This is a genomic window from Microcoleus sp. B5-D4, assembly GCF_036705145.1.
GTDB lineage: Bacteria > Cyanobacteriota > Cyanobacteriia > Cyanobacteriales > Microcoleaceae > Microcoleus.
Genome location: NZ_JAUBTV010000001.1, coordinates 74,979 through 96,099, shown reverse-complemented (window position 1 = coordinate 96,099; position 21,121 = coordinate 74,979). Strand labels below are relative to the sequence as shown.

The 21,121-nt window shown below is 46.9% G+C and carries 18 protein-coding genes; 12 read left to right on the top strand and 6 right to left on the bottom strand.

What is annotated here, in order from left to right; all coding sequences use genetic code 11:
• Window positions 1–144: 144 nt before the first annotated feature.
• Entirely contained in the window at window positions 145–1,005 is an 861-nt protein-coding gene (locus QUB10_RS00400; RefSeq protein WP_333198473.1) for a PfkB family carbohydrate kinase, read from the bottom strand.
• Between the two features lie 112 nt (window positions 1,006–1,117).
• Here QUB10_RS00400 and rsmI point away from each other — a divergent pair, with 112 nt between their 5' ends.
• The 4 genes from rsmI to QUB10_RS00380 all read left to right on the top strand — a co-directional run bounded on the left by rsmI (window position 1,118) and on the right by QUB10_RS00380 (window position 4,523).
• Window positions 1,118–1,999 (top strand): 16S rRNA (cytidine(1402)-2'-O)-methyltransferase, encoded by an 882-nt coding sequence (rsmI, locus tag QUB10_RS00395; RefSeq protein ID WP_333198471.1) that lies wholly within the window; start codon window positions 1,118–1,120, stop codon window positions 1,997–1,999.
• Between the two features lie 82 nt (window positions 2,000–2,081).
• Window positions 2,082–3,299, top strand: coding sequence for a glycosyltransferase (locus tag QUB10_RS00390; RefSeq protein ID WP_333198469.1), 1,218 nt, complete (start codon window positions 2,082–2,084; stop codon window positions 3,297–3,299).
• A gap of 175 nt (window positions 3,300–3,474) precedes the next feature.
• Window positions 3,475–3,978, top strand: coding sequence for a DUF4365 domain-containing protein (locus QUB10_RS00385; protein WP_333198467.1), 504 nt, complete (start codon window positions 3,475–3,477; stop codon window positions 3,976–3,978).
• A complete protein-coding gene (locus QUB10_RS00380) occupies window positions 3,975–4,523 on the top strand; it encodes a hypothetical protein (protein WP_333198465.1) in 549 nt (182 codons plus the stop codon). Before QUB10_RS00385 ends, QUB10_RS00380 begins: the two co-directional genes overlap by 4 nt.
• Here QUB10_RS00380 and QUB10_RS00375 read toward each other — a convergent pair.
• Window positions 4,520–5,545 (bottom strand): DNA cytosine methyltransferase, encoded by a 1,026-nt coding sequence (locus QUB10_RS00375; RefSeq protein WP_333198463.1) that lies wholly within the window; start codon window positions 5,543–5,545, stop codon window positions 4,520–4,522. The genes QUB10_RS00380 and QUB10_RS00375 overlap by 4 nt on opposite strands.
• A 153-nt stretch (window positions 5,546–5,698) precedes the next feature.
• Between QUB10_RS00375 and QUB10_RS00370 the strand changes: the two genes are divergently transcribed.
• Complete coding sequence (locus QUB10_RS00370) at window positions 5,699–6,961, top strand: folylpolyglutamate synthase/dihydrofolate synthase family protein (protein ID WP_333198461.1); 1,263 nt, start codon at window positions 5,699–5,701, stop codon at window positions 6,959–6,961.
• Window positions 6,962–6,966: 5 nt separating this feature from the next.
• Here QUB10_RS00370 and QUB10_RS00365 read toward each other — a convergent pair whose 3' ends face one another.
• From QUB10_RS00365 to QUB10_RS00355, 3 genes are all read right to left on the bottom strand, one after another.
• Complete coding sequence (locus QUB10_RS00365; protein WP_333198459.1) at window positions 6,967–7,542, bottom strand: Uma2 family endonuclease; 576 nt, start codon at window positions 7,540–7,542, stop codon at window positions 6,967–6,969.
• Window positions 7,543–7,741: 199 nt separating this feature from the next.
• Entirely contained in the window at window positions 7,742–8,185 is a 444-nt protein-coding gene (locus QUB10_RS00360) for a retroviral-like aspartic protease family protein (protein WP_333157226.1), read from the bottom strand.
• A 243-nt stretch (window positions 8,186–8,428) separates the two neighbouring features.
• A complete protein-coding gene (locus QUB10_RS00355) occupies window positions 8,429–9,712 on the bottom strand; it encodes a sugar ABC transporter substrate-binding protein (RefSeq protein WP_333198457.1) in 1,284 nt (427 codons plus the stop codon).
• A gap of 429 nt (window positions 9,713–10,141) precedes the next feature.
• On the opposite strand from QUB10_RS00355, the gene pilM reads away from it, so the two are divergent.
• The 7 genes from pilM (at window position 10,142) to QUB10_RS00320 (ending at window position 20,575) form a co-directional block, all read left to right on the top strand.
• A complete protein-coding gene (gene pilM, locus QUB10_RS00350) occupies window positions 10,142–11,236 on the top strand; it encodes a type IV pilus assembly protein PilM (RefSeq protein ID WP_333198455.1) in 1,095 nt (364 codons plus the stop codon).
• A gap of 399 nt (window positions 11,237–11,635) precedes the next feature.
• Complete coding sequence (locus QUB10_RS00345; RefSeq protein ID WP_333198453.1) at window positions 11,636–12,541, top strand: PilN domain-containing protein; 906 nt, start codon at window positions 11,636–11,638, stop codon at window positions 12,539–12,541.
• Window positions 12,538–13,338, top strand: coding sequence for a pilus assembly protein PilO (locus tag QUB10_RS00340; RefSeq protein ID WP_333198451.1), 801 nt, complete (start codon window positions 12,538–12,540; stop codon window positions 13,336–13,338). The genes QUB10_RS00345 and QUB10_RS00340 overlap by 4 nt, the downstream gene beginning before the upstream one ends.
• Window positions 13,339–13,819: 481 nt before the next feature.
• A complete protein-coding gene (locus QUB10_RS00335; RefSeq protein ID WP_333198449.1) occupies window positions 13,820–16,222 on the top strand; it encodes an AMIN domain-containing protein in 2,403 nt (800 codons plus the stop codon).
• An 883-nt stretch (window positions 16,223–17,105) separates the two neighbouring features.
• Complete coding sequence (locus QUB10_RS00330) at window positions 17,106–17,414, top strand: HU family DNA-binding protein (protein ID WP_333198661.1); 309 nt, start codon at window positions 17,106–17,108, stop codon at window positions 17,412–17,414.
• Window positions 17,415–17,429: 15 nt separating this feature from the next.
• Complete coding sequence (locus QUB10_RS00325; protein ID WP_333198447.1) at window positions 17,430–18,695, top strand: threonine-phosphate decarboxylase; 1,266 nt, start codon at window positions 17,430–17,432, stop codon at window positions 18,693–18,695.
• A 404-nt stretch (window positions 18,696–19,099) separates the two neighbouring features.
• The gene (locus QUB10_RS00320) at window positions 19,100–20,575 is read left to right on the top strand and encodes an NAD(P)/FAD-dependent oxidoreductase (RefSeq protein WP_333198445.1); all 1,476 of its coding nucleotides are present in this window, start codon (window positions 19,100–19,102) and stop codon (window positions 20,573–20,575) included.
• Window positions 20,576–20,689: 114 nt separating this feature from the next.
• On the opposite strand, the gene QUB10_RS00315 is transcribed toward QUB10_RS00320, so the two are convergent.
• Window positions 20,690–20,824 (bottom strand): hypothetical protein, encoded by a 135-nt coding sequence (locus QUB10_RS00315; RefSeq protein ID WP_333198443.1) that lies wholly within the window; start codon window positions 20,822–20,824, stop codon window positions 20,690–20,692.
• Between the last annotated feature and the right edge of the window lie 297 nt (window positions 20,825–21,121).

Below are 21,121 nucleotides of genomic sequence, written 5' to 3'. Positions count from 1 at the left end.
GCGAAGGCGCTAAGGGCGCGAAGGAAGGAGTGCACAATTTTTGTCAAGGTTGTTATTAGGATTTTAACTTAACAAGTGTTCTCTGTCCAAGTTTTCTAACGGGATCATTTTTCCCCGGATACTTAGGTTAATTTTTTAATAAAATCAACTCTTATTCATCCAGGCGCGGGTTCCTAAGTTTTTGCAGGAATGGGAAGCGATTTTAGCTGCTGCGGTGAGAGTATCTGTAAAGTTGTTATTTTGCAAAATGTAGTGACAGAAAGCGCCGTGAAAAATATCGCCCGCGCCTAAAGTGTCTGTGGCTTGAATTTGAGGTATTTCTATAGTGCCGTAACTGCCATTGCTGAGGTATAAAATTGATTTGTCGCCGCGAGTGATGGCAATATGAGAAATTCCGGCTGCTGACAGGTAAGCAAAAACTTGTTCTGAATTGTCGCAGTTGGGTGGATGAAAATTATCGGAACATACCGCCCATTCAACGAAAGGCAATATTTCTTCTAATCCGGGTTTCCAACTGCCGCCGTCGAGGACAATGGGAATGTTTTTTGACTGGGCAAGTTGAGCAATTTCTTGGCTGGCTGCGATTTGATGTCCGTCAAGCAGTACAATATTAACGGATGTTAAAATATCCTGGTTAATTGTTTGACTGTCAACTTGCGATTTCGTAGCATTGATGGAAATTACCGATCGATCGCCCGTTGCTTCAGTTACAATAATCGAGGAAACTGGCGGCGAGTGCGATCGCCCCGGTTCCAAATCGATTATCCTGACATTATACTCCGCTAAGTCTGCACGAATTAATTGGGCGATCGCGTGAGTGCCCAAAACCCCAGCCCATACCGCCGCATTCCCCAAATAGCTAAAAGTGACCGCAGCATTTGCCGCAGGCCCGCCCGCAGCAATGGTACAATCAGAAGCAACAACTTTCTGATTTTCACCCGGAGGCTTCCCGGCTAAATAAACTAAATCTAAAGTCGCCAATCCCAAAAACAATCCAGTTTTCATATCTTCTTAAATATGTGGCATGGGCCTGTGGCATGGGCGTCCCGCCCGTGTCCCATCTGCGTGGCATGGGCGTCCCGCCCGTGTCCCATCCTTAAAAAATCCCAATCTTAAAATGCAAGCAAATCCCAATACAGGAACACTTTACATCGTAGGAACCCCGATCGGCAACCTCGAAGACATGACCTTTCGCGCCATCAAAATCTTGCAAACAGTAGACTTCATCGCCGCCGAAGATACCCGCCATACAGGCAAACTTTTGCAACATTTCCAAATCAAAACTCCTCAAATCAGCTATCACGAACACAACCAACACCAGCGACTTCCCGAACTCATCGACAAACTGCATTTAGGCAAAAATATCGCCCTCGTCACCGATGCCGGAATGCCGGGAATTTCTGACCCCGGATACGAGTTAGTCAAAGCCTGTGCCGATGCTAATATTAACATTATTCCGATTCCCGGCCCGACCGCCTGCATTGTTGGCATAACTGCATCAGGATTACCCACAGAGAGATTTATATTTGAAGGTTTCTTACCCGTAAAAGGTCAAGAACGCCAACAGAGTTTAGAAGCTTTGCAAATAGAATCCCGCACTATAATATTATACGAATCTCCCCACCGATTGCGACAAACTTTACAAGATTTAGCAAATACTTTGGGAAGCGACAGACAGATTGTGCTGGCGAGAGAATTAACCAAAATGCACGAAGAGTTTTGGCGTGGTAGTATAGAAAGTGCGATCGCACTTTACACCAATCGCGAACCCCAGGGAGAATTTACCCTCGTAATTGCCGGCATCCAAACAGCCTCACCAATATTTTCCGAAGACGCCATCAAAGCCGAATTGCAAACATTAATTGCAGAAGGCATAAGTCGTTCCCAAGCCAGCCGCCAACTAGCGCAACAAACATCCCTCCCCCGCCGCCAAATCTACCAACTCGCCCTCACAATTGGCGACAATGAATCGCTAGAACAACCCGTCGATGACTTGTGAATATCTCTCTTCTCTTCTCCTCTGCGCCCTCTGTGCCCTCTGCGGTTAAATAAAAAAGCTAGATACTCACACTCAGAATTATATGGTACGCGGAAACTACGATCGACAAAAGCCATATTTACGAAACCCCCACATCAACAAACCAATCGCCGAAATCTATGCAGACTTAGACGCCTTTAGCTGGGAGATATTTGAAGACCAACCCCACCGCTTCGATACCGTCAGTTTCTACGTCTTGCTTCCCCCACTATTTTACGAAGGGCGTTTCATCAAAGGAATTTACTTCAGCGAAGGAGTCGAACTAATAAACAAACTATTTCCCCAACTTTCATCAGTATTTTTATCCTTCACCTATTCCCCCGGAATCTCCTACTCCTGGGCCCCCATAGCTGACGCCTACTCTAGTTTATACAAAAACCCGCAGCGGGATAAATGGTTTCGCGAAACTTATCCAGAGCGCGCCCACAAACCAATCATACCACTGCAAGACACAGACTTCATCAACGAATACTTAATTTCCCCTCGCAACGTCCCCGCCAAAGACATCGACTTGCTAGCCGTCGCGCGAATTTCCGAAGAAAAAAATTTGCCAATTATTGCCAAAGCCTTAAAAGTTTACCGCCAAAAATATCCGCAAAAACCGATAAAACTAACAGTAGTCACCGGCCACGAATTTGATGCTAGCAACCTGAAAACTCTCGACGAGTACGCATTAAAAGAATGGCAACAAGTCGAGGAAATTTTAACCCATCCCTCCGACTACATTAACTTAGTGCCAAGAGTAGACTACTACAGCGAAATCCCCACATATTATTCGCGAGCACAAGCATTCGTCCTCGGTTCCCTCCTCGAAGGAAAAAACCGAGGAATTACCGAAGCCATGAGTTGCAACGTACCAGTAATTTGTTTTGAAGAATTCAACCAATACGCCAGAGGCAACTCGCCAGTTTTCCCCGAAGGTGCCGGTCTTTACGCCAAATTTGACCCAGAATCTCTTGCAGATACTATATATACAGTATTGGAAAATCAAACAGAATTTAAACCGCGATATCAGTATTTAAAGCATTGCGGGCGCAAGAACTTTTTCAATACTTGTATAGACAGTTTTCCTTACTATCAGCACAACATTCCCCACTACAAGCCCGGAGATGCGATAAACAATTTGTGGCTGGATTTAGCAGTTCAGCAAAATTATCAAGTTAGTTTGAACAGCTTTTTGTACGGAGGTTCTCCCTTGTCTCATATTCGCGGGATAAATGCGATTCAGCACAATCTCGGTCAGTTAACAAAATTCAAATAACAGATGATATACTGCTGTTATTATTCACCCTCATAGAAGAATACGAACCCGGACTCTTTGAAGTATAAGTGAGCGATTTAACAGGTGTGGCTTTTGCAATAAAATGTCTGTCCGAACATCAATTAATGCTTTTATATCATTCTCCTATTGGCAATAAGACCGAATTAGCAGTTTAATGGATATCAACACCCAAAAAGAAGAATTCAGCTATGCTTACATTTACGCCGTGGCTTCAGCAGCAGGGTGCATCTGCCAGCGAACAACTACTCCTCTAGACAAGCTGGGTGTAGACCTAATTATCACGGGAATAGCAGCATCAGGTTTACCAAACTTTCCCATTCTTTACATTCAAGTCAAATGTACCTCAAGAGATATCCTCAACGACAATAGCCTTCGCTATCCCCTGAACATTAAAAACTACGAAGAATTGAGCACAAGCAACGCCTATCCTCCTAGAATTATAATTGTGGTCATTGTTCCCGATAGAGTCAATGACTGGCTGCAACAAACAGAAGCGGAACTCTGCTTAAAACGCTGCGCTTATTGGATATCATTAGAAGGTGCAGCATCTACTGACAATAAAGAAAGGGTCACTATTTCCATACCCAGAACAAATATATTTTCGGCTGAGACTCTGACAACTATCATGCAGCGTATCGCAACCGGGAGACAACTATGAATGTGACAATAAAGGATATTGAATTGCTCAAAAATCTCCAACCTCAGCAAATCAGCTACTACTTAGAAGCAAAAGGTTGGAAACAAGCACAACAAATTGACAGCCGCGCTATTATTTGGACAAGCAGCGATATCAAGCCAGAAGCCCCTCAAATCGTTCTACCTTTAAATTCCACTCTTCCTGACTTTCCCGTGTCAATGAACTTGATGTTAGAGACATTGGAAATCATCGAAAATCGCTCTCAACTGGAAATTTTAGCAGATTTAATTACCGGGATTCCTAATACAACTATTCAGGGAATCGTGATTCAAATTCACACTCCTAACGCCGACAAATTAAGTGGCGAGATTACCTTACTAGGTGTCATTGCCGACCAACTGCGGAAAATTAAAACGGAACTTGCAGACAAAGACTACATCCTCGCAATCAAATCTTATCAAGAACGCTTGCCCGTTTTCTGTACGGGAGACTTAATCAAAGAAAATCAAGTATTTATTGTCAAAAATACCCGGAATTTTACCCTAGATGACCAAGGGCAAAACTAACCAAAAATATTAGTGTAAAGTCGAGGCGCTAATCTGCTAGAGATTCCAATATCCTCAAAAATCTTAGTTGCCAAAACTCTTGCCAAATTCACAGGAACAGCATTGCCGACCATTTTGTATCCATCAGCAATATACTTGTACTTAAAAATAAAGTCATCCGGGAAAGTCTGAACTCTGGCGCACTCTCGCACAGAAAGCCGACGGTAAGGCAGAGGCGAATTGGGGTCAAAAATGCGTTTGTCTTTGCCAACCAAAATCATTTTAGTAGCTTGAGGATGGAGAGGTGCGTGTCTGCCGCTTGCCTGAATTGTAAAAGAAGGTTCAGACCAACTTCTAACTCGATTGCGCGACATATAAATGCTGGAAAACCCCAAATCCGCACATTCGTGATTTGGGACAGAATCGTGATAATTATCTAATTTACCCTTAACTGACATAGGGGCGGCCTGCAAATCAGAAATCGCATCTTTCAGCGTCAAAATATCGGTTCCAGGTTCGGGAAACTCAAAACCCAAACCCAGATTCTGCCGATAGCCAACAACAATCACCCTTTGCCTATCTTGCGGAACCCCAAAATTTCTAGCATTCACCAACTTGTAGGAAACCCGATACCCGATGTCCTCAAACTGCGATAATATATAAGTAAAAGCATCCTTGTTTCGGGCCGCCAAAATACCGCTAACATTCTCAGCTAAAAAAAACAAAGGCTGCTTGTCCCGCACAATCCTGATATACTCCCAGAAAAGTTGACCCCGACTGTCATCAATCCCCCGTTTCGCCCCGGCTTCACTCCAACTTTGACAAGGAGGCCCGCCGATTATCCCAATACAATTAGGAATTTCATCAGATTTGATTTTTCTGATATCTTTGCGATCTAAAATAGTTTCAGGATGATTAAAATTATACGTATCCCAAATAGACTTATCATATTCATTCGCCCAAACGGGATTAAACCCAGCTAAGCGAAAACCCAAATCCAACCCGCCACAACCCGAAAACAGAGAAATAATATCAAAAGCCACCTTTTTTTCACCCGCAATAAATACAATAAATCAATTATAAACCTCTCTCTTCTTAGATATCTATCTCTTTCTTCTCTCACTCTGCGCCCTCTGCGCCCTCTGCGGTTAATAAAAAAAATCTAATTCACACACAAACAGAATTTATCATCCTCAATGAATGCAGAATCCATCCTCCAATCTTACCAACACTTCGGCGTCCACCTCGGCCTAGAAAGAATCAAACAACTTCTAGAAAAACTAGACAACCCCCACAAACAAATACCCATTATCCACATTGCCGGGACAAACGGCAAAGGTTCCGTTTGCGCTTATCTCTCTTCCATACTAACAGAAGCAGGCTATCGAGTCGGGCGCTACACATCCCCGCACCTAATCGATTGGACAGAAAGAATTTGCATCAACCAAAAACCGATTTCCCCAACAGAATTGCAACAGTGTCTAGAACGAGTTGTCGCCGCCACCGAAAACAACACCGAAACTCCCACTCAATTTGAAATAATCACCGCCGCAGCTTGGCTGTATTTCGCCGAACAAAAAGCAGATATTGCAGTAATAGAAACTGGATTAGGAGGAAGATTAGACGCGACTAACGTTTGCGAAACACCTCTCGCTAGCGTCATTACTTCTATCAGTCTCGACCACTGGCAAATACTCGGCCCCACCGTGGCAGATATTGCTGGGGAAAAAGCGGGAATTCTTAAAGCAAAATGTCCGGCAGTTATCGGAGAATTGCCAGAATCAGCTAGAATAGTAGTAGAAAAACGCATTCAAGAGTTAGACTGTCCGGCAACTTGGGTAAAACCCGCAATAGATTTAGGACAAGGATTCGCAGAATATCAGTTAAATCAAAATGCGGTTAAAATAAAATATCAATTGCCGCTGCTGGGAAAAATTCAACTAATGAATTCAGCAATTGCGATCGCAACTTTGCAAATTCTCCAAAACCAAGGATGGCAAATTTCCCCAACCGCCATCGAAAACGGTATCGCCAAAACCCAATGGCCCGGAAGACTCCAGCAGACAACTTGGAAAAACCGCAAAATATTAATTGACGGCGCGCACAACCCCGCCGCAGCGATCGCCCTGCGTGAATATGTCGATAATCTTAACACTTCCCAACCAATTAACTGGGTAATCGGCATTCTGGCGACTAAAGACTGCGACGATATTTTGAAAGCATTACTCAAAAAGGGCGATCGACTTTACTTAGTACCCGTACCCGATCAAAACTCATCATCCCCCGCTGAATTAGCCACCCTAGCTCAAATTATCTGCCCCGAATTAACACTCTGTCAAGCCTTCCCCGACTTAACAACAGCTTTAGATGCTGCTGTTACAGGTGACAATTTAACAATCCTTTGCGGTTCTCTTTATCTCGTCGGCTATTTTCTGCAACAACAGCAATCCCAAGCTTAAACGCATCAGAATTGTGTTTCTTCCTCAGTAAAGATAGGAGGCCACAATTCCGAAACGGGCAATTCCCAACCGGGAAAAAGTTCTGCTAATGTTAAGATATCGCCATTTCCTAAAACAGTCGGTTCACCTGTAGAGCGATAAATAGTCACTGTTTCTTCATCAGGATCGATCAGAATTCCGACGATCGCACCCAGTTCTATAAACTTCAAAACCTTGGTTTCTATAGGCTTAATGCGATCGCTCTGAGATTTAATCTCAACCACCAAATCGGGGACAAGTTCTCCAAAATAACGCGGACTTTGGCGCAAGCGGGCGGCGCGCACAAAAGAAACATCCGGTGCTTTGACATTCGTATCCGGCATGATGAAACCGCCTGCGGAGTCAAAGACTCTCCCCAAGCGACGGGGATAAACCCAGTTACCCAGCAAGCGAATCAAAATACTGCTGATTTCACTGGATACGATGTCTGATGGCCCCACAATTGAAAGTTTCCCGTCTTCTAGTTCAATTTGGTAATCTAAACCCGCTTCGGAAAAAAGGGTTTGAACTTGGTTTAAATCTTTGAGTGTCATCGCTGGCATAAGAATTTTATCCTATTCTGAGCTGAGCTTTGATTTTAACACGAGTTAAATTTCTGAATATTTGAGGGATTTAGGCTATTTTTGTAGAAATCATCAATCAAGCTGAATTGAGAAAGGCGATCGCACGGGATAAATAAATTGAGTCTTTGAGAGGGGCGATCCCTCTTGTCAAGGACAATTGCCTCAAAAAATGAATTTCCTACAAAATCGTCAAATATGTTTCAGTTGGACTGATAGGCAAAGGCTTCAAAATTTGTTTTTGCAAGTCTATTTCTAATCCCAATGCTTCTAAAGGTATCACGCCCAAAAGCGCATCTTTACCTCCCGGTAACTCCAAGCACTCGAAAGTTCCTTCCCGATCGAACATCGATATGGTAGCATCTCGAAAAATTCGGGCTTTGCCAATACCCATTGCGGTTGCTACGTCCACTTCTTTCAGGAGTTTCAGTCCCAGTTGGGCGATCGCATCTTGTGGCAGACACAGCGTAGTTGCTCCCGTATCTACCAATACATTTTTGAGGGTTATCGAGCGAATTTGGTCTAGTGAAATTGTCCCATCTTCGGCCCGAATTTGGTCGGCTCGATTAACGATTGTCAGAGTGGCGAAAACTTTTCCCATTACGTTGTTACTTTGAATTTGCATATTGGTCTCCTACTTAAACGTCGGAGTTATTACTTCCTTTAATTGTAACTTATATGCAGGGGCGATCGCCCGGAGCGACAAACTCGGTTTCTGTGGTAAAGACAACCAATATGATAATAAGTTAAAGGCTGATATCTGCTTATATATGGCGGCACAGATTCCCATTATTTAACAATACGTCAAGTTGCAAAAAAAAGCAAGAGGCGAACTCAAAAAAAATCCCGCCCCAGCTTCAATTAAAAACTACCTTTGATCCCAAGCCTTAGCCGCATCAGCCACAGCTTGATCTACCGACTTCTCATCCAACATTGCCGCCTGCAAATTGTCATAAATCGCCTTTTGCAACTTCTTAACATCCTTCAAAGGCGGAATCAATAGCTCGGCGGAACTCAACCCAGAAGCACTAACAATCCGAGCTCGATCGGCAGCAGGAGCATCAGTCGGAACGTTCTTAAAATAATCGTCTTGCAAAGCCTCAACCGTAGAAGGCAAAACATTAGCAGCCTTAGCAAAAGCCAACTGATTTTGAGAATTAGTGACGTACAGAGCAAACTTGACAGCATCATCAGGGCGCTTGCTGTCGCGGGGCACAACCAAATTCATCACCGCCACAGTCTTCTTACCTGTTTCCCCCGTAATTTGAGGCGCAGCAGCCGAAACAGCACCAATACTCGGAGCATTCTCAGCAATCGCCTTCAAAAACTGAGGCCCGGAAGCTAAAAAAGTAGTTTCCCCAGCTTGATAAAGCTCGATCGCCCTACGATGTCCTTGCACCAAAACATCCTGGGGCAAAAGTCCGTTCTTGTACAAATCTACCCAATACTGAAAAACAGCTTTGCCCTTAGCAGTATTAAAAGCCGCCTTACCTTTCGCGTCAACCAAAGGCACACCCATCTGCACGAAAGATTGCAAAACTTCCGCCGAATCTTCCGGCACAAAAGTCACAAAAAAAGCAAACTTACCAGTCTTCTCCTTCACCTGCTTCGCCACCTGTGCCAACTCGGCATAAGTAGCAGGAGGCTTAGCAATTCCAGCCTTCTTCAACAAATCAGTATTGTAAATTGTCACCCCAGTCGTGAGATACCAAGGAATGCCAAAACTCTTGCCGTCGAGCACGCCAGCTTTCCAGATATTTGGCAGATAGGTCGATCGAACTTGCTGCGGAATCCGAGAATCCAAATCCAGCCAAGCATTGCGTCCCGCCAACAGCGAAGCAAAATCGGGATTTAGGTTAACCACATCCGGCGCAGTTTTCGCCGAAACAGCCCCCAAAATCTTGCTTTCCATAGCCGACCAAGGAACGTCCACCCAGCGCACCTTCACCCCCGGATTTTCCGCTTCAAAACCGGCGATCGTCTTGTTGAAATACTCAGTAAACTGAGGTTGAAGCTGCATAGTCCAGAACTCGATTTCCTGCGTATTATTTGCCTGGGAATTAACAGCCGGCTTGCTGCAACTCACCACCGCAGACAGCAGCAGCCCCACCAGCCCAAAAACAGCAAAAAGTTGCCAAGATTTACGTTTCATAGAATAAAATTTGAGAGTAATGGGAACCGTTAGACAAAAAAGCGTGAAGCGAAGCTATCCCGTTCCCCGTAGGGGTTCCCGAAGGGTAGGGAATCGCCCGCACCAAGCGCGATGAGTCAGTAACAGAGTTTTGTACCTGGGCCCAGGAGCGAGATAGTCTGTTTTTGTGCAGAATCGGCAGGTTTTCGGTCGATCGAGCTGGAATTTATTGACATTCTCCGCAGAATAGCTATTGTCAAGTAAATTGGATAGCATAAAATCGGAACTAGCGATCGCGCAACACAGACTGAGCTGTGCAGAAGAAGGCGGGATACCGAGATTACAGCACTCTGGTGGCAGTTGGAAACCAACCCTCCAACACGCCTGCGCGCTGAATCAGGCTGGCCAACTACAAAAGAAAAAAATAGCAATTATCGGCGACCCAATCACATGGTTAACTTTTTCAAAGGTCTACTTTCCCAACGCCAGCCAGGAATCGGGATCGAAATAGCCTCTGACCGCATCAACATCATTCAGCTCGAAAAGAAAGCTCAGGCATTAAAATTAGGCATCCTAGCCTCCATAGAAGTTCCAGAAGACTATGTACAAGAAGGACAAATAGTCGATCCGCCAGGAATGGCAGAACTAATAAAAGCCGTCCTCGCCGACAACAAAATCAAAGCCAAGCGAGTAGCCACAGCCATTCCCGGCCGCGAAGCCGTCATCCGCCTCATCCCAGTTCCCGCAGAGCTCAACGAAGAAGAACTGCGGGATTACATGAACGCAGAAGCAGGACTGTACTTGCCATTTCCTAGAGAAGACGCCGACGTAGACTATCAAAAAATAGGCCTTTTTGTAGATGACGACGGAGTAGAAAAAGTGCAAGTCGTGTTAGTAGCAACCCGCAGAGAAGTTACCGACACATACATCGAAACATTCAAAGAAGCCGGACTGATTATAGACGTACTAGAAGTAACCAGTTTTGCCCTAATCCGCACCCTCAAAGAACAACTGCAACAATTTTCCTCCCAAGAAGCAGCAGTTCTCACCGCCATAGAATTTGACAGCACCGAGTTAGCTATAGTAGTGGACGGCATACCTCAGTTCAACCGTACCATCCCGATCGGCACCTACCAAATCCAGACCGCCCTCAACCAAGCCATGAACCTGCCACCAACCAGAGACACCAGCGAACTGCAAGGTATGACCCTGCCAGTCACAGATACAATGGGGGCATCGGGAGACGCCAATCCCGGCACAAATGCGATGATAAAAGTATTGGGAGAACTAGCAGACGAACTGCGCCGCTCAGTAGACTTTTACCTCAACCAGAGCGAAGAACTCGAAGTAGCGCAACTACTGCTAGCAGGCCCGGGAGCTGCGATCGGCAAACTCGACGAATTTTTTATGCAAAGATTAAGCTTGCCCGCATCTCAAGTCGATCCCATCGAAACCCTAGGAGTCGAAATCAGCCAAGAAATTACCCCAGAACAGCGAGCAGGTTTAGGAGTCGCCCTAGGTTTAGGACTAAGGGAGGTTATGTGAACTAACAGTTTTAGATGAGAGAAAAACCGATTTGAGAATTTTAGGTAAAAACCCCTTCCAAAAGAAGAAGGCAGAAAGCAGAAGGTAGAATATGGGAGGTAGAAGGTAGAAGGTAAAAGGTAGAATATATCTGAGGTAGAAGCAGCCCCTTCCTTCAGTAGAAGGCAAAAAGTTGTTTCTTTCTTCCCTAAATAAATCCTTCACTTGTACCAGCAATCTTGGGCTCTGTCTAAAATCTAAAATTTCAAATTTAAATCTATAGCAACAGCCAAGAGAGTTGGGACATTCTTAATTGCTCAAACATAAGCGGTCGATCACTTTTTTCTTCTACCTTGTGCCTTCTTCCTTCTACCTTGTGCCTTCTGCCTTCTCCCTTCTGCTAAAAAATCGAGTGAAGCCATGTACAGCCTAGATATTAATTTTCTCAACGACCGTCCGGACTACAAACCCGTTGCAGCAGCCAAAAGCTCAGCTAAAAAAAGTTCCGGTGGAGCCAAAGACCAACTGCCCATATATGGGGCAGTGCTGTTTGCCTTCGGGGTCAACGCCGCAGTCCTGGGCGCCGGGTGGTGGGCGATTAATCAAAATAACAAATTGGCCAAACAACAAGCAGCCATCGACGTAGAACTGGCAACGTTAAACACTCAAGCCAACACCATCAAAGCCATCAACGCCGAAACCGACCAAGTTACCGCCGAATACAAAGCATTAGCTGGAGTATTCGACCAAATTAAACCTTGGTCGGCGATGCTGCAAGACCTCAGTGCCCGCACTCCGGCGGGAGTGCAAATTGGCAAAATCGAGCAAATCGACCCGAGTCCCTCCCCCGTTGCAGCAGCACCCCCACCCCCCGCAGCCGCCCCTGCAGCCAGTCCGTCCCCAGGGGCGAGTCCGTCTCCAGCCAGCCCCACCCCGGCTGCTGCTCCCGTCCCCGTCGTCCCGCAGCAGGCAGCAAAAGTACAAATTTCAGGAATAGCCAGTACCTTTGCTCAAGTTAACGACTTTATGTTGCTAGTCCAGCGCTCTCCCTTCTTCCTTAACACCGATACCAAACTGATAGCGGCCACATTAAAAAACAACCCCGCACAATTACAAGTGCGTAACCAAAACGCAGCACCCACAGAACTTCCCAAACTGCGACCGGTGGTGGAATATAAAATTGAAACGACGCTCAGCCCGACGGGGGCCTCCGAGTTGCTCTCCGAACTGCGAAGCAAGCAAGCAGACGGGCTCGCAATACGGATAGAAACACTTCAAGAAAAAGGAGTGCTAGAACCACAAAAACCAGAGGTGAAAAAACAATGACATTAGCAAATGAGTATGGTCCTAGCGGACAAGCAGAAGATACAGGGGCTCAAGAAATATTCGGCATTAAGCTGACACCCCAAGTCCAAGCAATCGGCATCGCGGTTCTCGGGCTCGTCATTGCCGGCGGCATTGGGTACCAGTTCGTACTTCCCGAATTCCAAAAAAGCGACCAATTCAAGCAAAAACTTAGCGAAAGCGAGCAAACGCAACGGCAATTGCAAACTCAAATTCAAAAAAAGGCAGAAGCAGAAGCCAAGCAAGAAGAAGCAAAACAGCGCCGGGCCAACGTGACGGCAATGTTTGCCAGCGACGCCAGCGCCAACACGATTTTGCTTGACATGACCCAACTGGTTAATAGAATCAACGCCGGGGTGCAAGGAGATGACCTCAAGGCTAAAATTACCAAATTTGAGCCGGATATGCCCCCAGCGGCAGCCACCGCCGCGCCGGGAGCTCCCGACCCTGATATTCTGGCCGATACCTCCTTCGGCCCGTCCCTGGCTGGCAAGCTCAGACGCAAAAAATTTAAGGTAGAGTTTGAAGGCACTTTCGCTCAAACCCGCAATTTTATGCGTAACTTGGAGTTGATGCAGTCGCTGTTGGTAGTGAGAAAATTGACATCGGAATTGATCCCATCAAATCAGCCTATTGAAGTTGATTTTTTGAAAGGGAAAATAGTTCCTGTGGAGCAGCCGCCAACTAAAATTAAAACTGCTTTTGACTTGCACGCACTGCTGCCGTTAAAGCAAGAAGAAAAACCGCCAACTCCGGCTCCAAGTCCTGGTGCTAAGTAGCGGTAGTTGGGCGGATAGATATTAGCTATTGTTCCCAACTCGCTCTTTCACAAGAAAGGAAAAGGCAGAAGGTGGAATTTTGAAGATTGAAGGTAGAAGTCAAAAAAATATGAATGCCACAAAAAAAAATTATAGGCAATCAACAATTGGCTCTAAAACCTACTTTCTTCTAATACCAGTTTCTCAAAGTAAGGGAAGTGTATAGCAATCCTTGCAGGAGTCGTAAATTTTTTACCCCACCCCAACCCTCGCCTTACAAAGGGGAGGGAGTAAGAAATCCACAAATGATGCGAGGATTGCTGTAGGATAGTTTCTAACCCTTATGTCATCAGTTATTCCCAATCGAAAATTGCCAATCGAAAAGGGCATAACTTCTCCTTTCAAAAAGGCTCGAACCCTTGAATATTTTAGTCAGTTTAGCAGCTAGCGACAAAAGACTGCGAACAAGAAATAAATAACAAAGTGTAGTTGAGGAGAGAACGTGAAACAGCATCTACGGTTAAGTGGAGGACTCTTGGGCAGCATGGCCGGAGTTCTCGTAGCGCAAGCCCCCGTCTCGGCAGTGCCGACTCAAGTCACAGGAGTGCAAGTAAGTCAAGCCAATAATGGGGTAAATATTGTTATGGCGACAGAAAAGGGCGATCGCCCGCAAGTTTTCGCCATCAATAACGGCAATACTTACCAAGCCACAATTATCAACACCCAGCTCCGCTTGCCACAAGGCAACAGCTTCCGTCAAGATAACCCCGCTCCGGGAATTTCTTCAGTAGAAATCAGCCAGGTAGAGGCTAACAGCATCCGCGTTGTGGTAGCCGGCACCAACGGAGTTCCCAACGGACAAATTGTGCCGGGACAAGGCCAAAGCATCGTCCTCAGCGTTGCCGGACAGGGTGGTACAGTACAGTCTGCCCAAACTCCACCCCCGCCGCCTCCGGGACTGCCCCTGACCCAAACAGCTCCCCCCCCGGCTCCCCAAGTCCGCACCTCGCAAAACCCAGGCGTGCTGCTGCCAAATCCCGAAGTTACTATTACCAGAAACGATCGCCCGCCCCTCCCCAGCGAAATTCAATCCCAGAGCAATCAGGCTGCGCCTTTCCAACCGCGGGCAGTTGCTCCCCCCTTGGGAGATATCGCAGTGTCTAACATCGCCCCCGGCGCGGGAAATATTGAACTGAGTTCGGGAGAACGCATCCCCCGCTTGGTGCTGCGGGATGCCCCAGTCCGGGACGTTTTGGCTCTGCTGGCTCGCGCTGCGGGCTTGAACATTGCTTTTACAGGTGGCGGAGCCCCTGCTCAACCCGGCCAGCCCGCAGTGCCTGGTCAGCCGGGAGCCACCGGTTCAGATGAAGGGCCAAAGATTTCTTTGGACATCGAAAATGAGTCGGTGCAAGATGTCTTTAATTACGTGCTAAGGCTCAGCGGGCTGCAAGCTAACCGCCAGGGGCGGACGATTTTTGTAGGGACTAACTTGCCGATCGACTCGCGCAATATTATCATTCGGACTTTGCGGCTCAATCAAGTTCGCTCTACGGATGCAGCTAACTTTTTGAGTGCTCAAGGTGCGGAAACTCAACTGCCGATTACTCGGGTGACTATTCAAAGCGTGGGCCAGGGAAATGCTGCGCGGGATGTGGAAATTCGGGAACCCGACATTAAGGCGATCGGCGCTAGGGAAGGCACGGGGCCGCTCTTGCTGAGGGGACTGTCGGTGCTGGCGGATTCTAGGCTCAATTCCATCACTTTGGTGGGCGACCCACGCAAAGTTGACATGGCTGTGGCTTTCTTGACACAGCTAGATTTGCGCCGCCGTCAAGTGGCTGTCAACGTCAAGGTGATCGATATCAACTTGTCGGGAGACAACAGAACAAATACTAGCTTCTCTTTCGGGATTAATGACAGTTTCTTTGTCAATGACGGCGGGGCGGCGATCGTCAATTTTGGCGGCATCAATCCGCCCGATCAGACGACTGTAACTAGTGGCATAGCTAATCGGCCGATTATTGAGAACCGAGACATTCCCCAAGAATTCAGGGATACTCCTTTCTACGATGCGAACGGCCGGCGTATCGTGCCGTTGACAGGTCAAGGTCGCGATACCGCCGCCAAAGGTGTGTTCCTCCAGCCGACAGCCCCAATTACTAATGACCCCACGCGAGTTGGAATTACGGATTACACTCCAGGCTCGGCGACCGGTTCGGGAAGTGCGCTTTTTGGTCAGTTCCCGCTGTTCCAATATCCAAGACGTTTTCTGTCTAACCTGCAAGCAAGTATTACCAGCCAGAATGCCAAAATCCTGACTGACCCGACTTTAGTTGTCCAAGAAGGGGAAACGGCGAATGTGGATATCACCGAAGAAGTGGTTACTAACATTCGATCGGAATCACAGACAACAGAAGGTCAAACTACCAGAACGGTGACGGCAGAAAAAGGCCAGGCCGGTTTGCAGTTGGGAGTGGCGATCGATCGCATCGACGATAACGGTTTTGTCTCTCTGCGAGTCAACCCAATCGTCAGTGCGATCGGCCCGGACAGACCCCTGAGCACTGGCGCAGGAGAAAATAACACTATCACCCTGCTGGCTCGCCGCTCTTTGCAGTCGGGGCTAATTCGCCTGCGGGACGGTCAGACTTTGATTTTATCGGGGATTATCCGCGACCAAGACCGGGTTACAGCGAGGAAGATTCCGATTTTAGGAGATTTGCCGATTATCGGTTCGCTGTTCAGGAGCACTACTAAGATCAACGAGCGGGCGGAAGTGATTGTATTGCTGACGCCGCAGATTTTGGATGATAGCGATCGATCGAACTTTGGCTACCAAAACAACATCAGTCCCGACGCCCGCCAACTGTTGCAGCGCAGTCAGCCAGTCCAGCCGAGACAGTAGGAACAAAGGAAAAATGCCTTGCTGTCAACTTTCCACGCTCTTTCCCCTGAGTCCGACAGTCCGACAGTCCGACAGTCCGACAGGGGTTGAAACCCCTGCCTCAAAGCGAAAGTCCTCTTTTAGAGGACTAAAGAACTCATTAGTCCTCTGCAAGAGCACTATAAATAACTCTTTCAGTCGTCTTCAGACGACTTCAGCTATGAGACAGCGACTTCAGTCCCTGGCGGGTTTCGGGAGAAGGAAACAGCCCCCCCCACGGAGGGCGGTTTCCTTCGACCTAGGGGCAAACCCTCGTGAAGAGCCCCGATACTTGAAACACCGATTCCCTCGTCCGTGGAGGGGGTAGGCACGGGGAGTAGGGGTAGCGCTACCCCTACAAAACGATGATTTCGTTGAGAATGAAACAGCCCTGCCCCACGGGGGAAAGAAAGAGGGGAAAGAAAGAAGGAAGAAGGAAAAAACTTTTCCTTTAGCCCTTGACAAATTACATTTTATTCTTTCTATTTCTCCTTTTTTTTGGTTCAAAAATCCACCGAGGCGAGAAATCTTGTCTCCAATGTGGTATTTTTTTACCTAAATTTTGGGATTAATTACAAAAATTAGCAAGTTCCATATAAATTAAAGGTTCCACCGATCCATAACGGTCGGCAAGACTTTAGAATAATGCAGTGAAAATTAGATGCTGTGGGGTTTTCAGCAGTTAGAAACAAAAATTCCTTTTCTGACCAATTACCCTAGGGTAATTGGTATTCAGCAGGAGTTGTGATTCGGGGAAGCGGACGGGAGCAATCGGGAACCACCCAAACCTCCCAATCCACACCTCAATCCAGTTGATAACTCACAGCTAATAGTTGAACTAACTCTGTTTAACGTAATTTTGCAAATCGAGAAGGAGTTCGCAATGAACAAAGGTGAATTGGTTGATGCAGTGGCGGAAAAGGCTAGCGTGACGAAAAAACAGGCAGATGCTGTTTTGAGTGCGGCCCTGGAAGCAATCATGGAAGCTGTCTCCGATGGCGACAAGGTGACGCTGGTCGGTTTTGGCTCGTTTGAGTCGCGGGAACGCAAGGCCCGCGAGGGTCGCAATCCCAAAACTGGGGACAAGATGGAAATCCCGGCAACCAGAGTTCCTGCATTTTCCGCAGGGAAGTTGTTTAAGGACAGAGTTGCACCGCCGAAAAACGCGGAATAGCTGGCGAACTGAGTCTTGATTAGACCTGTACACGGTGGGAATTTAGCTTGGGCAGCCACACTGGCAGGCTGCCCTGCCTCTGCTATTGTCGATTTTTCTGCGAGTATCAGTCCTTTGGGTCCTCCTGAGTCGGCCCTGGCTGCGATTCAATCACACTTGAGCAGTCTGACGGCTTACCCAGACCCGGATTATGGAGAACTCAGGACTGCTTTGGGTGAGGCTTTGAATGTTGACCGGGATTGGATTTTGCCGGGGAATGGTTCGGCGGAATTGTTGACTTGGGCGGCTTGGGATTTGTCGAAGCTGGAGGGGACTTATTTGGTGACTCCGGCTTTTGGCGATTACTCGCGGGCTCTTTCGGCTTTCGGCGCGCAGGTGATCAAATGCCCTTTGGATATTAAATCTTGCACCATTGTCAAGAACGGGCAAGATGCCCATTCCACAAGAGATGAATTTTCTTGTGGAACAGGCATCTTGCCTGTTCCTAAACAACTAATTGAGAATGGTGCCACATCTGAGTTGGATCTGAAATCGTTGGACGTTGGGGCAGGAAACGAGTTAGTAACGGATGATTTGTCGGTTTCTAACCGTTCCCTTGTCTCCCCTTCTTTTCGTATCCCAGTTCCTCTTGCTCTCGATGCCCCCTCTCGACGTGGTTTGCTACTGAATAACCCGCACAATCCTACGGGTTTGCTGTTTGCTAGGGAGGCGATTTTGCCTTATGTGAAGCAGTTAGGTATGGTGGTGGTGGATGAGGCCTTTATGGACTTTCTACCCCCTTCTGAGCAGGAAACTTTGATCGATGCTGTTGAGGAGTTTCCGAATTTGGTGATTTTACGATCGCTCACTAAATTCTATTCTCTGCCGGGACTGCGGTTGGGCTGCGCGATCGCCCATCCCGATATTCTGCGCCGCTGGCAGTTACTGCGCGATCCTTGGCCTGTGAATGCTTTGGCTGCTGCTGCTGCTGCTGCTGTGGTGCGAGATACTGTTTTTGAGCAGCAAACCTGGGATTGGCTGCCTGTTGCTCGCCGAGAGCTATTTGAGGGTTTGGCTAATTTACCGGGTTTGCAGCCAATTGCCGGGGCGGCTAATTTCTTGTTGGTTGAGTCGTCCATGTCGGTTTCTTCGATTCAAAAAAGTCTCTTGGAACGACACCGGATTTTGATTCGGGATTGTTTAAGTTTTCCTGAGTTGGGCGATCGGTTTTTTCGGGTGGCTGTGCGCTCCAGGGCGGACAATCTGCGGTTGATTGCTGGACTTTCCGAAGTTATTCGTTAGCTGACTTTTGACTGTTGACTGTTGACAGTTGACTGTTGTCAGTTGACTGTTGACAGTTGACAACCAATAAAAGTTAACAAACCGATTTTATTGGTCGTTTGAGCGGACATCCCCAAGAAACCCGGTTTCTATGATATAGCAATCCTTGCAGGAGTCGTAAACTTTTGACCCCACCCCAACCCTCCCCTTATAAAGGGGAGGGAGTAAGAAATTCACAAATGATGCGAGGATGGCTAAAAATCTTGGGTTTTGCAGCGAAGTATCTAGGAAGAAACCGGGTTTCTGACCCCGCGCGCAGATCCTCCTAAACTACTAACTAATGACTACTAACTAATGACTAATGACTAATGACTAATGACTACTGACTAATGACTACTGACTACTGACTACTGACTTCTTTATTTATGCTTGACTATGATTTAGTGATTATTGGTGGAACTCCGGCCGGACGTTATGCTGCTTTGACTGCAACTAATTTCCCGGCTCGCGTTGCTTTGGTGGAACCCCTAAGTAATTCCCAAGATTTGCCGACTGGAGGGAAAGAGTCGATCGACCTTGGTTTGAGATACAGCCAAACTTTGAGGGAGGCTGCTCGTTTTGCCCAGCAGATCAGCCGCCAGCAGTTGGGGGTGCGTTGGGAAGTCGCCAATTCCTCCATGCCACTCAAATTGCGCTTTGACGGGGTTCTCAAGTGGGCAGATGATGTTGTTTCTAATTTGTCAGAAATTGATTCTCTCGGCGTTTTAGCTGCTCGCGGGGTCGATGTTATTTTTGGCAGTGGCGAGTTTGTGGCGAAACCGGATTTGGCTTTTGTTGTCGGCGGTAGGAAATTGCGATCGCTCTGTTATTTGCTAGCTTGTCCAACTCTGCCGGCGATTCCCAATATTGAAGGACTTTCGTCTGCTGGCTTTTTTACTTCGGAAACTGTCGGGGAATTAGCCAAACTTCCAGAGTTGCCTAAAAGTTTGGCTGTAATCGGTGCCGATCCCAGCGGTGTCGAAGTGGCTCAAACTTTTGCTCGCCTAGGGGTTGCTGTCACTTTGGTGGTGAAAAGTTCGCACATTTTGGCTAAAGAAGACCGGGAGGCGGCTGGTTTGGTGCAAGCTGGAATGGAAGCTGAAGGAGTGCGGATTCTTACTGCTACTGAGGTGACTCAAGCTAGGGTGATTGAGGGTAAAAAGTGGATTCAAGCTGGGCCAAGGGCTATCGAAGCTGAGGAGATTTTTCTGGCTGCAGGTAGAGGACACAATTTTTCATCGTTAAATCTCGAAGCGGCTAAGGTTAAATTCAGCGATCGGGGGGTGATTTTAAATGAAAAGCTGCAAACAACTAATCATCGCATTTACGCGATCGGCGATGTTGCTGGGGGTTATCCGTTCCCTCACATCGCTAATTACGAAGCTGCGGTTGCTGTGAAAAATGCTTTGTTTTTGCCAATGTTTCAAATAGATTATCGTGGGATTCCTTGGGCTATTTTTTCCGATCCACAGTTGGCGAGGGTTGGCTTGACTGAAGCGCAAGCAAGGCGCCGTTTTGGAGACGATCTGATTGTTTGTCGGGAATATTTCAAGAATGTTGAAAGAGCTCAAATGTCCGGGGATACAACTGGTTTTTGTAAGATTGTCGGGCGTCGCAACGGGGAGATGTTGGGAGCGAGTATTGTCGGGCCGCAAGCTGCTGAGTTGATTCACACGATCGCTTTGGCTGTGCGTCACGGGATGAAGGTTGAGGCGATCGCCCAACTTCCTTATATTTGGTCGAGTTTTTCGGCAATTAACGGTCAAACTGCTGCCGTTTGGGAGTCGCAGCGCTTGGGTCGCAATACTTTTTCGCGCAATTTATGGGAGAATTTGTTTCACTGGCGCAGGTATTGGAAGTGAAAAAATCAAAGGGGTAATTGGTAATTGGTAATTGTAAGTATGTGAGTGGCCAAATATAATTGACTTGGGCTAGTTCCATAGTCTGCTCCTGAATTTTGGCATTTAATACCTGATTCACTTATTAGAGTGGGCAGCTTGTTGTGGCAGTTGGAGAAATAATTCGGCGGGCGCTCCCATGAATCCCAATTTATCCCTAATCTGACACACCAACTCAATTTCCTCTGCTTCCCGCTTTAAATTCCGATCCACCCGAATTGTACTAATGACATTAAATTATGATGTAAACTAGAGATTAGTTTTTATAGGCGATCGCATTCAAGCATCGGTTTTAAAAATGCTCTTAAGTACCTGATTAGCCTCTTAAATTCCTCTTCTATCAACGGCTGTCGTTCAATCAGCTTTAGCCTTCTTCATCTTCTACTTAGTATTAACTCAACTATAAACAGCTCTTACATAAACAATTCAAGTATTGTTTTAAACTCTTGCTTTCATAACTATCTCTCCCCAATATATTAAGAAAAATGTAATTCACTGAATACTAAAGCA